This window comes from Paenibacillus sp. 2TAB26 (assembly GCF_052115145.1).
Taxonomy (GTDB): domain Bacteria; phylum Bacillota; class Bacilli; order Paenibacillales; family Paenibacillaceae; genus Pristimantibacillus.
The window spans coordinates 213,203-228,556 of the sequence record NZ_JBFRGC010000002.1 but is presented as its reverse complement, the minus strand read 5'-3'; the positions used below and the strand labels follow the sequence as shown (position 1 = coordinate 228,556).

Sequence of the window (15,354 nt, the reverse complement as noted above, 5' to 3'; positions counted from 1 at the left end):
GTGGCTAACAGATGACATTCTATATTTTAGACAGCTTTATTTTAACCATGTGTCCAATAAGTGTGAAACAGGATTATATATGTAGATAATCCCATCCAAAGGGTTGGGGAGTCCAATATGTAAAGCTTGAGCAATGCCTATTACAGTCCCAAACAGCAGAAGAATGGAAAATATCCATAATTCTTTTCTTGATTTTCCTCTTAATAGCGCAGGAACATCAATGGCAATAATTAAAGCGACCGCTACAAGGATCACTATGATAGGTACCATATGTGCATCTTCACTCCTCTTTCTTCATGTCTTCCAGAAAGGAATTAGACACCGTACCTAAATGTCGAATCTTATGATTTACCTTCACATTTACTGGCATCGTCTCAAAAGTGTGATCCCAATTTTTTTTGAGCTTTCTCCAATCTTTAGGATTCGAACGATGAATAACATCCCCAAATCCAAAAATATCAACTTTGTATTTTTTCTGCACTTTTTTTACTGTCGCGTCAATGAAACCCTCCACTTTGCTGTTTGCTAGCCTTTCTACTTCTGCAATATTTTTCGTCTCCAACAAATCTATGGAGCATTGTACTTCCCCTATATTAATTTCTATTCGTACTTCAATATCGATCTGAGGTTGTCCATTCTTTACGCTGCCTTTGACCTTTGTCTTAGACCGAATGACCTCGAACGTAATTTTGCCGCCTTGTGGACAAGCAACAAAACCAACCGTGCTTTTAATTTCATCGCTAATATAGTTGTATGCTTTGCTTTCAGTTTCATTTAGCCAACCAATCAACTTATCCTTCTTAAATACCGCGAGTCCCGAATATTGCAATGTAGTTGGGGTCAGAACCTTCTCCATATTTCTCTTTTCTTGCCCTATTTGCTCGTCTCCCAAAACAACAAGACCTGTTAATACAGGATCTCTTCCTTCGCTCACGAGTGTAGTAATAAGCTCATCCAATGTAACCGTTGTTGTTGGAGCCCATTGCTGCTCAGAAGTCTGAAGAGTAGAGAACAGACTGACCGCGGGGATCGTTTCCAGCTTTGTTAATACTTTTAGCGTATTCTCGGCAGTCGTATGCTTTGAAACAACGATAAAGAAATCAGTACGAATTTCTTCATCTCTTGACAAGAGATCTAACGCCTGACCGATTCCTTCCTTAGCTAAGGATTCGCCAAGAACCACAATTCGCAGATGGGAAGGATAGATTTTACGAGGGTTTACTGTAGTCATTTTGCGTATTGCTTCGAAAATGGTATTAGCCGTGATTTGATACGTCGTGACGGGTGTCTTGTCACCGCCCTTCTTCCCTGCAACTTCAGTCGGCTCGACGACCTGAACGGAAACCTTATATTGATTTCCGACCTTGTCAATCCCCAAAGCTACAGCGATTGCGAGCTCATTCAACTCACGGCCCTTCCAACAACCTGTGACGAATATAAGCGAGATGACAATTAAACAGAGTAAATATCTTTTATGCATCATCGATTATCCACCTGCATTATCGCGCGACGGTTCAGAATGACTACTTTGTTCGCGAATGATGTTGTTTTTATTGATCAATTTAGGTCGCGCAATCATTGCCCATCGGGGGAATCGGAATATGGTATCCTTTTGCTCTTCAAGATTAAATGGTGCAAATGGACTCAGGTAGGGAACTCCGAATGAACGCAAACTGCACAAGTGAAGTACGAGTGCAAAAATCCCAATAATAATCCCGAACAACCCAAAAGAAGCAGCAAGTATCATCAAAGGAAAACGAAGCATTCTAAAGGTCATGGACATGTCGAAGGCCGGAAGCACAAAGCTGGCAATCCCCGTTAGTGCAACGACGATTACCATGGCGGCAGATATAATCCCCGCCTCAACAGCCGCTGTTCCAATAACCAATGTTCCTACAATGGAGACGGCCTGTGCAATGGCCTTTGGCATTCTTAAGCCAGCTTCCCGTAAAATTTCAAATGTTACCTCCATCATCACGGCCTCGATGAACGCTGTAAAAGGTACCCCTTCTCGTTGAGCAGCCAAACCGATTAACAGCTGCGTAGGCAGCATTTCCTGATGGAATGTAGTGACAGCAATGTAAAGTGACGGACCTAACAGAGAAATAAAAATACTAAGAAAACGAAGCATACGAATCAACGTGCTGATATCCGCGCGCGTATAATAATCCTCAGCAGCCTGTATAAACGAGATAAATAATGCTGGGACGACCAATACAATCGGCGTTCCGTCAACCAAAATGGCTACTTTCCCTTCCAAAAGCTCAGCTGCTATGACATCCGGACGTTCCGAATGATACAACGTAGGAAAAGGAGTATAGGTTTTTTCTTGGATTAATTCCTCAATGTAGCCGCTCTCCAATATGCCATCAATATCGATCCGATCGAGACGACGATGCACTTCTTCTACTATCTTGTCATTTGCAATTCCTTTGATATACATGATCGATACATCGGTTTTTGTCACTCTCCCAATTGACGTTGTTGTGAGCCATAAATTAGGATCTTTTATTTTGCGGCGGATTAACGCCGTATTGGTTCGAATACATTCTGTAAAGCCTTCTTTCGGTCCCCGAATAACGGTCTCTGTCGTGGATTCCGTGACTGCACGGTCTTTCCAGCCTCGCATGCCGATGATGAACCCTTGGGCGCAACCGTCCAATAAAAGAATGACATCTCCAGACAACAAAGCAGTTGTCAAAGTACCAAATTCAGAAACATCCTTGATAGCTCCTACCGTTAGAATTTGATCCTTCACAACTTGGAGGATCTTCTCTGGGCTTGATACGTTTGGGTCAAGCTCCGTATTAGGGATGCTTGGCATAAGCGATTCGATGATGAATTTCTGCACAGATTGCAAATCCGTTAATCCATCTGTATAAAATATCCCGGCTTTAAATTTCTCTCCTGCTCCAATCTGAATTTCTCTGATCACAATATCGCTGCTATCACCTAGCATATTTTTTACATATTGGATATTATCATCAAGGCTTAAGTTCAACCTTTTTTCTTGGGCAGCTTTGTTGGAATCTATTCGCTTGCTTGCTGGAAGCTCCATCTTGTTTTTTGATTGATTATTGAAAAACCCCATTTGTCTATGTTCCTCTCTGCTCTGAAATAGGGTAATTTTTTTGAAAATATCTTTTACATTTGTTAACCAAACTTCGTTGATTCATACATTCATTGAATGAAGAGAGTAACTAGGACAAGTGTTTATCTAACAAAGTAAAAGGTAACAATGAGAAGATGCTGCAATGCTTTAGTCAAAGCTAATGGGGAATGGTTTTTATGGACGATATAATATAACGCAGATAACTTAGAAAGAGGCCAAAAATGGTAAGAGACATCAAAATAAATGTGCGTCAATTTACTGTGTTAGTCATATTGTATTCCGTTGGTACTGCTGTCTTAATTATTCCATCAACATTAGCTGAAATCGTCAAACAAGACGCTTGGATCGCGGCTGTTCTCGGTGTGGGATTAGGGATGTTACTCGTATTATTGTACAATGCCGTAGGGAATATTTATCCAGAAATGACCCTAGTTGAAAAAAATGAGAAGCTTCTCGGACGCTGGCTGGGAAAGGCCGTTTCTATTACCTTTGTTTTTTTTGCATTCATTACAGCGGCAGATCTTTTGTATTATATGGCGGATTTTATAACTACACAGATCATGGCCGACACACCAGCGCAAGCTATTCATATTCTTTTTGCTTGCATAGTCATCATGGGAGTTCGTCTTGGTCTTGAAAATCTAGCTCGGACAGCGGAGTTTTTTTTCCCTTGGTTCGTTTTATTATTTATCATATTAGTCATTTTCATCTCGCCGCAAATCGACAATCACAACATTCAACCCGTATTTGATACTGGAATAAAACCGATGATTCGTTCTACTTTAATCTTCACAAGTATTTTCTCTCTTTCCCCTGTTGTTTTTTTAATGATTTTCCCTGTTTCAGTGAATCAACCTAAAAAAGCACAAAAAGCTTTTTTGATAGGCACATTTATAGGGGGAATCATTTTAATTATTATTATCGCTTTGGCTATTCTAGTTCTCGGTCCTGATACAACAGGAAGGCATATGTATCCAAGTTTTGCGCTAGCCAAAAAAATAAACACAGGAAATTTTATACGTATTGAAGCCATAATGGCTGGAATATGGTTTGTCACGATTTTTTTTAGAACATCACTGTATTTTTACGCAGCTGTAATCGGTCTTGCACAAACGTTGAACTTAAAAGACTACCGCTCACTTACGTTACCTTTAGGGATGATCATGGTCGTATTTTCCCTCATTTTACATCCTAATGTCCTTCATGGAATTGAATTCAACAAAGGAGCATGGATACCTTATGTCTCGACATACGGACTCATTCTTCCTTTGATTTTATTAGTCGTTCATGCGTTTCGAAAACAGTTTTTAAAAAACTAACGTTTGAAAATAGGCTGTCCAACAAGTCATTTAGATGATTGGACGGCCTTTATTAATTACACTCCCCTACTCCTGCATTGTTCATCGATTCGTTACATTTCACCCTCCATATAGCTCTATCGAGTCATATTATTTTCACTTCATAAAGGGCATACTGATTTCAGCCCAATTGGAAGCTGTAATCATTTATTCATTGTGAAATACATCACATAGTTTGAAAGCGAGTGAAATCATGAAAGAAAACAAACAAAATCGTCCAAAACAACAGGAAAAAAAATTAATTATGTTATGTGCGGTTGTGACACTGCTCATGCTGCTGTCGATCATCCGAAAATTTATGAGCTAGTTCAAACAAGAATCAATCATCTAAGGAGTGAATTCCATGCTGCTTAACGGCTATGATCCCGTTGTATTCAGTCGTATACTAACCTCTCTCACCCTTGGCTTCCACATCATCTATGCCACGATAGGTGTCGGCATCCCGCTGATGATAGCACTAGCCGAATGGATCGGCATTAAACGAAATGACTTTCATTACCTGCTGCTTGCAAGGCGCTGGGCTCGTGGCTATGTAATCACCGTTGCAGTAGGCGTCGTGACAGGAACAGCTATTGGCCTGCAGCTAAGTCTGCTATGGCCAAGCTTTATGAGAGTTGCTGGACAATCTATCTCCCTGCCTCTTTTCCTTGAAACCTTTGCATTCTTTTTTGAAGCCATCTTTCTCGGTATTTACCTCTACACTTGGGATCGCTTTAAAAGTAGGATGACGCATTTTTGGCTGTTGATTCCCGTCGTTATTGGTTCTTCAGCTTCAGCTTTCTTCATTACGATCGTGAACGCATTTATGAATTACCCGGTTGGATTTACTTTAGTTAATGGTGAAATCGCGGACGTTAATCCTATTGCAGCAATGCTTAGCCCGGCCATGCCGACTAAGGTAGCACATGTGCTCTCTTCAGCTTACTTAACCTGCGCATTCATACTCGCAGCCATTACGGCTTGGTCGCTGCTTAAAGGAAAAAACCATATTTACTATAAGAAAGCTTTAAAGCTCACAATGGTTTGTGCCTTTGTTTTTATGATTTCTACAGCGCTTATCGGAGATTTGTCGGGAAAATATCTTGCAAAATATCAACCCGAGAAGCTGGCTGCAACGGAGTGGCATTTTGAAACGATGGGCAAAGCGCCGCTTATACTCGGAGGTATCCTTACCGAAGACAATGAAGTGAAATACGGACTAAAAATCCCGTTTGGCCTAAGCATTCTCGCTCACAGCAATCCGTTTGCTGAGGTTACTGGATTAAATGAATTTCCTGAGGATGAGCATCCGCCTCTATGGATTCATTACCTCTTTGACATTAAGATGGCTTATGTAGCCTTTATGGTGCTGGTCTCCCTTCTGTTTATTATTGAAATGGTTCGAAAAAAAGGGAATACATACCGCCGCTGGCTTCTTTGCGCCGTTGTTATTGCTGCTCCAGTAGCGATACTCACCATTGAGCATGGTTGGATTTTCTCAGAGGTTGGCAGGCAGCCGTGGATCTTAAGAGGCATTATGCGTACTGCGGAAGGTGCAACGACATCCGATCATGTCGATTTGATGCTTTTGCTATTTGCTCTGCTTTATCTTGTGCTCGGCATTTCTTCTGTAAGAGTTCTAATAAAAATGTTCCGAAATAATCACGCTGAAGATGAAATAGCTGCCTACGAGAAGGAGGCTCATGATCCATTATGAGTTATGAAGTCATTGGTATTACCGTGCTTTGGACTTTTCTGTTTGGCTATCTCATTATCGCTTCTATTGATTTTGGCGCCGGTTTTTTCAGCTATTACAGCTCTATTACTGGAACGAGGCATCTGATCCATTCCATCATTGATCGGTATTTGTCCCCAGTATGGGAGGTCACGAATGTTTTTCTCGTGTTCTTTTTTGTCGGGTTTATCGGATTTTTTCCGGATACCGCCTATTATTATGGAACTGCCTTGCTTATACCGGGAAGCATTGCCATTGTGCTGCTAGCTATTCGAGGGGCTTATTATGCTTTTAATCATTACGGCTCACGAAGTCGGAAAATCTATACACTCATGTACGGGGCTAGCGGCTTGCTTATTCCAGCTGCCTTATCAACAGTACTAACGATCTCAGAAGGAGGATACATCAAGGTTACAGACGAAGGAAAAGTAGTATTTCTCGTTAACGAACTGTTTAGAAGCAGCTATTCCTGGTCCGTTGTTCTGCTCGCCCTTGTAAGCGTGCTGTACATATCGGCTATGTTCTTAAGCTTCTATGCCCATAAAGCAGGCGATGCTCCTGCATTTAAGATCGTTCGAACATACGCGCTCGTATGGAGCTTACCGACAATACTTAGCAGCCTTCTTGTTTTCTTCGCCATCCATGACCATAATCGTGAGCACTATGAGAAAATGCTGGATAGATCATGGATGTTCGCTTTATCCTTTCTCTTTTTTATGTTAGCTGTTTACTTGGTGTGGAAGCGCCAGCGACTTGGATTATCGTTTATCTTCGTCATTTTGCAGTTTGCATTCGCCTTTTATGGATACGGCTCAGCTCATCTGCCTTACATTCTGTATCCCTATTTGACCATACACGATAATTTCACCAATGACTCGATGGCTATTGCGCTAATCATAGCATTTGTACTCGGCTTGCTGCTTCTGATCCCTTCACTATACTTGCTGATGCGTCTGTTTTTATTTAACACTAAATACGTCAAAGGCAAATAAATACCGTAAACGAAAGCAGGTGTACGATATTGGAAATTACTTTAATTATGATTGCCCCTCTTCTCATAATAGGCATTGCAGTTGTGTTCCTATTTGTATGGGGTGCTAAAGGCCAAACTTCGCCTAGGGAATAATCTCATTAAAAAACGCGTCTTTTTCCTTTTGGAATTGGACGCTTTTTTATTAAGATCTATATTCACGATGAAAGTATAGCCTCTGCTACAAGCTGCCCCGATAGGGTTACCATCGGTGTTCCCCCGCCTGGATGCGTCGTACCTCCGACAAACCATAAACCCTTTAGATCAGCTTGATTGGAGGGTCTGGCAAAGGTTTGCCGCGCTGTATTGGAGGAAATGCCATATATAGCTCCGCGGTATGCCGATGTCTGCTTTTGCATTTGGTCAGGAGTGTAGACTGCTGAAAACTCTGAATCATCAATTAAACCAGACAAGCCATATGCTTCAAGTTTCGTTAAAATGTTTTTCTGATACGATTCGGCTTCTTGCTCCCAGTTCAACAGCGGAGAAGTGTATGGAGCGTTAGTCAGGATAAACAGGTTGCTGCCTCCAGCAGGGGCCATCCCATCCTCTGAGTAACCTGAATGGCAAATGTAAATTGCAGGGTTCTGAGGTGCTCTTCTTTGCTGGAAGATGTCGTCAAACTCACTGCCATAGTGTTCTGGGAAAAACACAGTATGATGCAGCAGCTGGCTGTAGGTCTTCTTACTGCCAATGAGGGAAACAAAACCTGATAACGATGGCTCATACGATGAGATTTTGGCATTGCTCATGCTTGGTCGCTTTGATTCTTCCAGCAGGTTTTTGCAAATAGCCAGCACATCACCATTTGCGATGATGATATCAGCTTTATAGTCCGCTTTGCTCGTAACAACACCTGTGATGCGACCGTTTACTGATGTAATCTGTTGAACACTCTCGGACGTATGAATCGTTACACCAAGCTCCTGAGCAAGGCGGCCGAATGCCTCCACAATCTGGTAGGTGCCGCCTCTCACTCCATAAATACCTAACTGCAGCTCCAAATGAGCAAGCATTGCAAAAATAGACGGAGCCGTCCGAGGAGCCGATCCAACATAGGTCGCATACCGTCCGAAGAGTGCAAGTGTATGCGGATGCCTAAAGTAACGGCGAAGCAGCCGTTCCAATGTCAGCCATGGACGAATCCGCAGCAAACCCGCAAGCAGTCGGAAGTCAACTTTATCCTTCCATGACAGCAGCAGCCGATTCATGAATAGCTGATCAGCTTGTTGATATAACGCAGCAGCCTCTTTCATGAATGAGTGATACTGCTTCGCATCCTCTGGACTATATGCAGCAATTTGCGCTTCCATTAGAACGAAATCAGAGCATAAATCAACCGTCGTTCCGTCTGCAAAATGATTCCGCGTGCCCGGGTTCAGCGGATAAAAAGTAACGTAGTCCTCCATTCTTCGACTAACGCTCTCGAATACATGCTGAAATACATGAGGCATCGTAATCGTGCTTGGTCCACGGTCGAAGCGATAACCGCCAAGCTCAATGCGCTGAAGCTTTCCGCCGAGTGCTGCCTGTTGTTCAAGCACAGTGACGTGATAACCCGCATATGCCAATCGAATCGCTGCAGATAATCCGCCTAAACCTCCGCCAATGACAATGACTCGCTTCACGAATACCTCCTCCCTTTCCATTCATAACCAGTGCCATTTAAGCTCGCCCGCCATGAGGCCAAGGCAATCGCTGACAGCAGAAATATACTTGCAGGTAAACAGAGGGATAAGTACCAGGGCTGTCCACTTTTCCTATCAATGATTCTCTTCAGACAAATGCCTAGTAGATAGCAGAGCGAGCTTGGCAATAAAACAGTTGTAAGCCATCCTTCCGGATATGCATGCATGAGAAGCCCAGCTAAACTAATGATCATCATTATCGGAGGCAGTATATAAAGCAAGGTGTACATAAACAACATAATTCCAAGCAATAAGCTGCTGCGACCTATACCTGCAAATATATTTTTCTTATAGCCGTTCCAAACCCCGGCAGCGTTCTGATACATACGCATGGAAATTTGGGGGCAAACGTAGGCTAAAGTGACGGGAAGCCCGGCTTTTTTGACAGCACCAGCCAGCCGCATATCATCGACGAGATGACCTTTGAAGCCAGCATGGCCGCCTGTCGCCCAGTAGCTTTCTGCTGAAATCATCAGAAAAGCACCGTGTGCGGCGACGAACTTTGGATCTGGCGATTGCCGAACGAGTCGTATTGGCAGATGGCAAGCAATCGAGAAGCTCATCATCGGGACGATGAGCTTCTCCAGCCATGTTCCAGTTTCCTGCTTAGGGAAACCGGTCACGAGCCCTTGACCTTGCGCTAAAGCGGTGTCAAGCGCATCCGCGAGCGCACCCGGCTCAAGCCGCGCATCAGCGTCGAGGAATAACCACCATTCGCCGTGCGCCGCTTCGGCGAGCTGATGACATGCGTGCGACTTGCCCAGCCAGCCGAACGGCAGCACATCACCGGGCAAAACGCGAACACGGCTGTCGCCTGCTGCAGCGAGCCGCGCAGCTTCTGCTGTTCCGTCTGTGGAACGATCATCCAGCACCAGCACCTCAATAAATATGGAAGGCTCCAGCAGCACCGATTGTATACATGCTGCAATGTTATCCGCTTCATTACGCGCCGGGATAAGAACCGACAGCCGTGGTCTAGGTGTAATTCCGTGAACATCTGGAGCATCAGCTTGAATGGACTCAGCTCCTCCTGACAGCCAAACTCGTCCTATACCGCTGCCTCCCAACGAAGGCATTTGCGAGAGGTTCCATAACACAAATAATAGCTGCAGCATCAGGGCTGCAGCTACCGTCCAAAAAAAGATTTCCACCTTGTCACCCCGTTCATCCAAGCATCAAAAACCTCGTTCGTTGACCGTTTCGCCTTCAGCATTGATCGATACTCGGCTAGCTCCCCGCGAGCTGCTGCTATTACTGCAAGGCGGTGTTCATTCAGTTGATCCTCCAAAGCCGATTCAAGCATTGTCGTAATGGTTTTACGTCCCAGCTGCTGCCATGCTCTGTGGATAGGTTTACCGAATTGAAGACTGACTTCTGCCTTTTGATGAAGTCCTAGCGAATAATATGCTGTTACGGGCTGAACAATCGTTCCCGGACAGCGCTCCAATAAATAGCCAGCGCCGGTTTGAAATCTTAAAGGTCTACGCTCTAGATGCTCGATATCTCCTTGTGGAAACAACCATACTCCATAACCTTGATTTAATAAACTCTCACTATATCGAAGGGAAGCAACGATCGCTCGGCTTGACTTCTTATCAATCGAGAAAGCTCCTATTTTGCGAAAAAATCGATACCGCTTCATTTGTTCTTCATCCATCATCATATAGTGTTCACGCGCTGAAGCGTTTGCGATCGCATGATATACAACCATTCCATCCCACCAAGAGCTATGATTCATAAGATAGAGCACAGGCTGGCCTTGCGGAACTGGATCGATCTCACCGCTCAGTTGAAACGAGTGAAAATGTCGTCTTAACAAATAGTTTTCATTGTATTGCGCGAATATTCGTTTAAACCACTTGCTTGAGTCGGATGCGATCAATCCTTCCCGCTCCTTCCGCCACAACGATAGCTGCCAATGCGATGATGAACGGCATCATTAAACCTTCTTTGGCCCCTAAGAGACCAAACATAAACAGCATCATTTGCGTGAGTCTTACAGCCTGGATTCGAACGTTCGCCGATACTTCTCTTAAAGGGAACAGAAATGATATAGCTGCTGATATAACGAACCAACTGATGAAGTTTGCTGCCGGTATCCCGTAGAAATCACCAGGCTCATGCCAAATCCAGAACTGCCTAGCGAAAGCCACTGGATCGAGTACGAGGTCAAAAACAACCGTCCATAAGCCGGTATGAAGCGCACGCGTCCATCGATTCGAGAAGGCAGTCATTCGCATCACAGTGACAATGACACCAATCCACGCACAAAATATGGCGAGGGGTACTCCGCCAAGCGAGATGCCAAGTAAAGATGTGTATTTGTAGTCTCCAAACGGCCATCCCATCGTCACACCAAGCCATTCTACAGCAAACGTAAGTACCCCAACGAGCATTATTCTACTCCAGCTGCGACGGCGCTCCTCGCCCATCATGCCTTCAATATGAATGGCATACAGGGCAAAAAACACGAGAAACAAACCATTGGAAAAGGAAAGCCACGTTGGAACGCCAATGGTCAGCATGAGGATTAACCCGATGCAATACCAAAAAATAAATAAGTAGCGGATCATAGCGATACCGCATTGCTGTCATTAACCTCTGATACGAGCATATATTTCATTTTTATATTCGTATAAAGCTTTAATTTATTTAATGAGCTGACGATAGCTCGCTTCTTATAGACTTCGTAGTTGGCAGCCTTTACTTCATCCAAAATCGCTGCATAGAAGCTTGCGGCCAGCTCAACTGAAAAAGCGCTGCTGGCAGGATACGTTTCAAGCCCGCGCAAGCCTCGTGCGAACCAACTGCGTGAAAGTGTATCCAGCTCTTGAACAAGATGTTGAAATCGTTCGTCGACAACGCCCATTTCGAAGTCGCTTTCGGTATAGCGATGACGAGCGAGCAGCTCAAGCGGCAGGTAACGACGCCCTCTGCGCTGATCTTCGCCAACGTCGCGAACAATGTTTACAATTTGCATGGCTTTGCCAAGCCATATTCCTGCTTCTATTACTTGAATATCTGGCTGATCATGCAAGACTGGCAGAAGCATCTCCCCAACAGTTCCAGCAACCAAGTAGCAGTAGTCCTCCAACTGCTCCATCGTCTCATAGTGGGTGAAAGATAAATCCCGGCGCTGGCCCTCCATTTGTCTGAAAAACGGTTTTTTGCTGAGTGGAAAAGTATCAAACAGCCACCGTAAAGAAGCCCATATGAAATGATCCGCTGCCTGATCCAAACGGTTAAAATGTTGTTCTAGCTCATCAATGGTATAGGGAGAACGTTGCGGCTCATCTACTGCATCGTCTATCATGCGGCAGAAAGCATAAATAACGTAAACGGCTTCGCGCCTTGGGCTAGGCAAATAACGAAAAGCTTTATAGAACGATGATGATCCTTTCTGAATCATCGCTTCACATTGCGCCAAACAGACAGTGGGTTCCATGAGGTCACTCCTTTAACAAATAGTTGGCTAGCAATCTGGCACCTTGCATAACAATCGGGATTCCACCGCCAGGATGCACCGATGCCCCTACAGCATACAAACCTTTTATCGGATATGGCACGATTTGAGGACGGAACACTGCCGACTGTCCAAAAGTTGGCGCGATGCCGAAGCTGCCCCCATGATAGAGTCCATCCGACTCCGCGTCCTGCGGCGTCCTTACTTCCTTCCATTGAATCGCAGCTCTCAAGCCGGGAAAGCCCCTCTTCTCAGCCTCATCAATTACATGCTCGACTAACGCGGGCACTTCATCCTCCCACGCTACAGAACCGTGTGGCGGAGCGGGAATCAGCATATACATGACGCTCTCACCTGGAGGTGCTGCTTCCATATCCATAGCTGACGGATAAAATATGTAAAAGGATGGATCTCGCGGAAGCTGATTGTTTTGAAAAATTTGTTTTAATCCACTTTGTAAATTGTCAGGTAAAAAAAACTGGTGAACGGAAGCTTGCTCCCACTGTTTGTTTAGGCCTAAATAGATCAAGATTGTTCCTGAAGACGGCTTATAGGCTTTCATTGGAACAGTGTTCTTTGGCATCAATGAGGCTAGATGCGGAAAATCACCGTTATATACAATCGTATCATGCAGCGTTTCCCTGCCGCCTTCGTCTATCACGCCAATGCAGCGTCCATTCTCAAGTAACAATTGCTCAATCTGAGTTTCTGTCTTGATTTGAACCCCTCTACTCCGCAGCTCCTCTTCCAAGATGGAAACGATTCCGGCATAACCTCCTTTTACATACCAAATGCCATAAGCATGTTCAGCGAAGGGCAATAACGTATACAATCCGGGAGATTGAAAAGGAGCGCCACCTATGTATAAGGTTTGTAGAGAGAACGCATCAAGCAGCTTCTCACTTCGGAAATATCGTCCTGCAAAGGAACGCACGCTTTTGTAGGCTTTAAGCTTCGTTAATAACGTTAGGTTTCGAAAAGTATAAAACTCTCGTTTTCGCAAAAATGGACGTTCCAGAAAAGCTTCCTTTCCTTGTTTAAAAGCCACTTCCATGTCCGCCATATAACGCCGAAAACCATCGACTTCCTCTGGAAACATTCGCTCAAGCTCTTCGATCTGGCGCTGCTGATTCCGCCATTTGTGAAATACGGTGCCGTCTGCATAATGAATACGGTAAAGCGGATCGCATTCGAGGAGCGGTATGCGTGATCGCTCGATTCCAGCTTCCTCCAAAATACTAAGCAGCATTTCAGGCAACAGCACAATTGTAGGGCCTTGATCGATCCGATAGCCTCCGCCTTCCTGAAAAGCTAATCTACCGCCAAGCCGGGGGCCTCTTTCATAAATAGTAACCTGCTTGCCTTGCTTGCTAAGCAGCAGAGCTGCTGTTAAACTGCCTATTCCACCACCGACAAAAGCTACTCCCACCGAAAGGCCTCCTTCTGTGAGTGGATGACTGCTGAAGATCCGCCAACCCTTATACGTTCACTATCATCCTGCGCCATAAGTAGACGGGTACTAATGCGCGCTGATTCGAAGATCGTCGGCAAGCCGCTGCCAGGGTGAGTTCCTCCCCCTACAAGCCAACAATTAGCGAGCTCTTCGAAGCGGTTATGTGGACGAAGCTTCATCATTTGATCCAGTGAATGTGCAAGATTAAACGTTGCTCCTTCATAGACATGATGATCATTTCGCCAATCTAATGGTGTAATGATGGCTTCCTCTTCGATGTCAGCCGAGAAGCCTGCTAGCTCTGGCTCCTGCTCCATACGCTCGATCATCTTTTCTCTAACGAGTGTCCTCTGCTCCTCCCAACTGACATTCGCTGTCAGATTCGGTACCGGCATAAGCGCGTATAAAGCGGTTTTCCCTTGAGGAGCCAGCGTTGGATCGTTAAGCCCAGGATTATGTATATAAATAGATGCGTCTGTAGACAGCATCTTTTTTGTCATGATTTCATGTACGTTTTGGCGATAGTTGTTGGCAAATAAAATGTTATGGTGCGGCATATGTATTTCACGATTTACTCCGAGGTAGAGCATATAAGTAGAGCAAGAATATTTCTTCTTGGCAAGCTTTGCCGGACTGTATTTCTTAAGCTCACCCGGTTCAAACAAGTGGTTCATAGCGGTTGCAAAATCAGCATTGATGATGATATGATCCGCTTCTATTTTTTCACCATTTTCCAAAAGCAGACCTACTGCTTTTCCGCTCCGGCTCAGCACTCTTTGGACACCGCAGGAGGTAACAATCTCGCCATCGTACTCGCGAATCACTTCAGCCATTGCCTCGCAGACGCGGTTAACGCCTCCAACGGGATGAAAAAGGCCAAATTTATGTTCCAAATAAGCAAGTATTGTAAATGTTCCAGGGCATTCCCATGGCGACATGCCTAAATATTTTGCTTGGAAAGTAAACGCATATTTCAGCCTTTCATCTGTAAAATAACGTGAAAGTCTGTCATACACACTTCCTACCGCATTCAGCCGCGGCAGCGCTTGAAACACATCTCGAGAAATATAGTCGCTTATCTTGCTGAAAGGCCGCTGCAGCAGCGGGGAAACCTTGTTATATTTCTCCCCCTCCTCTTTCATAAACTGAAGATAACCTTTACCGTTGCCGGGAAATAGCGCCTCGATCCTCTCAACCATCTGCTTCTCGTCCCGTGTCGGTGAAAATGTAACATCGCCGAATTGCAGCCTATATAGCGGATCAAGCGCTATGAGCTCAACATAGTCGTACAAAGAGCGATTTACAGATTGAAACATTTCTTCAAGCAGGTGTGGCATCATGAAAAACGTAGGTCCTCGATCAAAAAAATACTCACCCAGCTGAAGCCTGGAGGTTCTCCCACCTATATAGGGCTGCTTCTCATAAACGGTAACTCGGTAACCTCGGCCAGCCAGCTCCATGGCAGCTGCTAAACCGCCAGGTCCTGCTCCAATAACGGCCACGATTCCCTTATCCATACCAATTCCCCTTTCCAAA

14 protein-coding genes are annotated in these 15,354 nt (G+C 44.6%); 4 read left to right on the top strand and 10 right to left on the bottom strand.

Features of this window, described 5'->3' with window-relative positions; genetic code table 11:
• Window positions 1-36: 36 nt before the first annotated feature.
• Genes AB4Z50_RS02425 through AB4Z50_RS02415 form a run of 3 tightly spaced genes read right to left on the bottom strand, consistent with a single transcriptional unit; the run spans window position 37 to window position 3,091 of the window.
• Window positions 37-270 carry a hypothetical protein gene (locus AB4Z50_RS02425; RefSeq protein ID WP_441875248.1) on the bottom strand — a complete coding sequence of 78 codons (234 nt, stop codon included), beginning with the start codon at window positions 268-270 and terminating at the stop codon, window positions 37-39.
• A gap of 10 nt (window positions 271-280) precedes the next feature.
• Window positions 281-1,483: a Ger(x)C family spore germination protein gene (locus AB4Z50_RS02420; protein WP_441875245.1), complete on the bottom strand. Its 1,203-nt coding sequence runs from the start codon at window positions 1,481-1,483 to the stop codon at window positions 281-283.
• Between the two features lie 3 nt (window positions 1,484-1,486).
• A complete protein-coding gene (locus AB4Z50_RS02415) occupies window positions 1,487-3,091 on the bottom strand; it encodes a spore germination protein (protein ID WP_441875242.1) in 1,605 nt (534 codons plus the stop codon).
• Between the two features lie 242 nt (window positions 3,092-3,333).
• On the opposite strand from AB4Z50_RS02415, the gene AB4Z50_RS02410 reads away from it, so the two are divergent.
• The 4 genes from AB4Z50_RS02410 to cydS all read left to right on the top strand — a co-directional run bounded on the left by AB4Z50_RS02410 (window position 3,334) and on the right by cydS (window position 7,310).
• On the top strand, window positions 3,334-4,431 hold the full coding sequence (locus AB4Z50_RS02410) for a GerAB/ArcD/ProY family transporter (protein ID WP_441875239.1): 1,098 nt from the start codon (window positions 3,334-3,336) through the stop codon (window positions 4,429-4,431).
• Window positions 4,432-4,813: 382 nt separating this feature from the next.
• Window positions 4,814-6,166, top strand: a complete 1,353-nt coding sequence (locus tag AB4Z50_RS02405; RefSeq protein WP_441875236.1) for a cytochrome ubiquinol oxidase subunit I — start codon at window positions 4,814-4,816, stop codon at window positions 6,164-6,166.
• The gene (locus AB4Z50_RS02400) at window positions 6,163-7,176 is read left to right on the top strand and encodes a cytochrome d ubiquinol oxidase subunit II (RefSeq protein ID WP_441875233.1); all 1,014 of its coding nucleotides are present in this window, start codon (window positions 6,163-6,165) and stop codon (window positions 7,174-7,176) included. The genes AB4Z50_RS02405 and AB4Z50_RS02400 overlap by 4 nt, the downstream gene beginning before the upstream one ends.
• A 47-nt stretch (window positions 7,177-7,223) precedes the next feature.
• Window positions 7,224-7,310 (top strand): cytochrome bd oxidase small subunit CydS, encoded by an 87-nt coding sequence (cydS, locus tag AB4Z50_RS02395; RefSeq protein ID WP_441875572.1) that lies wholly within the window; start codon window positions 7,224-7,226, stop codon window positions 7,308-7,310.
• A 62-nt stretch (window positions 7,311-7,372) separates the two neighbouring features.
• Here cydS and AB4Z50_RS02390 read toward each other — a convergent pair whose 3' ends face one another.
• Genes AB4Z50_RS02390 through AB4Z50_RS02360 form a run of 7 tightly spaced genes read right to left on the bottom strand, consistent with a single transcriptional unit; the run spans window position 7,373 to window position 15,335 of the window.
• Complete coding sequence (locus AB4Z50_RS02390; protein ID WP_441875230.1) at window positions 7,373-8,842, bottom strand: phytoene desaturase family protein; 1,470 nt, start codon at window positions 8,840-8,842, stop codon at window positions 7,373-7,375.
• On the bottom strand, window positions 8,839-10,074 hold the full coding sequence (locus AB4Z50_RS02385; protein ID WP_441875227.1) for a glycosyltransferase: 1,236 nt from the start codon (window positions 10,072-10,074) through the stop codon (window positions 8,839-8,841). The genes AB4Z50_RS02390 and AB4Z50_RS02385 overlap by 4 nt, the downstream gene beginning before the upstream one ends.
• Window positions 10,029-10,784: a lysophospholipid acyltransferase family protein gene (locus AB4Z50_RS02380; protein ID WP_441875224.1), complete on the bottom strand. Its 756-nt coding sequence runs from the start codon at window positions 10,782-10,784 to the stop codon at window positions 10,029-10,031. Before AB4Z50_RS02380 ends, AB4Z50_RS02385 begins: the two co-directional genes overlap by 46 nt.
• Window positions 10,753-11,475 carry a carotenoid biosynthesis protein gene (locus AB4Z50_RS02375; protein ID WP_441875221.1) on the bottom strand — a complete coding sequence of 241 codons (723 nt, stop codon included), beginning with the start codon at window positions 11,473-11,475 and terminating at the stop codon, window positions 10,753-10,755. Before AB4Z50_RS02375 ends, AB4Z50_RS02380 begins: the two co-directional genes overlap by 32 nt.
• Window positions 11,472-12,347: a phytoene/squalene synthase family protein gene (locus AB4Z50_RS02370; protein ID WP_441875218.1), complete on the bottom strand. Its 876-nt coding sequence runs from the start codon at window positions 12,345-12,347 to the stop codon at window positions 11,472-11,474. The genes AB4Z50_RS02375 and AB4Z50_RS02370 overlap by 4 nt, the downstream gene beginning before the upstream one ends.
• A gap of 4 nt (window positions 12,348-12,351) precedes the next feature.
• Window positions 12,352-13,794, bottom strand: a complete 1,443-nt coding sequence (locus AB4Z50_RS02365) for a phytoene desaturase family protein (RefSeq protein WP_441875215.1) — start codon at window positions 13,792-13,794, stop codon at window positions 12,352-12,354.
• Complete coding sequence (locus AB4Z50_RS02360) at window positions 13,785-15,335, bottom strand: phytoene desaturase family protein (RefSeq protein WP_441875212.1); 1,551 nt, start codon at window positions 15,333-15,335, stop codon at window positions 13,785-13,787. The genes AB4Z50_RS02365 and AB4Z50_RS02360 overlap by 10 nt, the downstream gene beginning before the upstream one ends.
• Window positions 15,336-15,354: the final 19 nt, after the last annotated feature.

Bases quoted from the DNA above. Each gene is read 5' to 3' on its own strand.
- AB4Z50_RS02400 (WP_441875233.1), top strand. From the start codon at position 6,163: ATGAGTTATGAAGTCATTGGTATTACCGTGCTTTGGACTTTTCTGTTT.
- AB4Z50_RS02410 (WP_441875239.1), top strand. From the start codon at position 3,334: ATGGTAAGAGACATCAAAATAAATGTGCGTCAATTTACTGTGTTAGTC.
- AB4Z50_RS02370 (WP_441875218.1), bottom strand. From the start codon at position 12,347: ATGGAACCCACTGTCTGTTTGGCGCAATGTGAAGCGATGATTCAGAAA.
- AB4Z50_RS02360 (WP_441875212.1), bottom strand. From the start codon at position 15,335: ATGGATAAGGGAATCGTGGCCGTTATTGGAGCAGGACCTGGCGGTTTA.
- AB4Z50_RS02405 (WP_441875236.1), top strand. From the start codon at position 4,814: ATGCTGCTTAACGGCTATGATCCCGTTGTATTCAGTCGTATACTAACC.
- AB4Z50_RS02375 (WP_441875221.1), bottom strand. From the start codon at position 11,475: ATGATCCGCTACTTATTTATTTTTTGGTATTGCATCGGGTTAATCCTC.
- AB4Z50_RS02415 (WP_441875242.1), bottom strand. From the start codon at position 3,091: ATGGGGTTTTTCAATAATCAATCAAAAAACAAGATGGAGCTTCCAGCA.
- AB4Z50_RS02425 (WP_441875248.1), bottom strand. From the start codon at position 270: ATGGTACCTATCATAGTGATCCTTGTAGCGGTCGCTTTAATTATTGCC.
- cydS (WP_441875572.1), top strand. From the start codon at position 7,224: ATGATTGCCCCTCTTCTCATAATAGGCATTGCAGTTGTGTTCCTATTT.
- AB4Z50_RS02420 (WP_441875245.1), bottom strand. From the start codon at position 1,483: ATGATGCATAAAAGATATTTACTCTGTTTAATTGTCATCTCGCTTATA.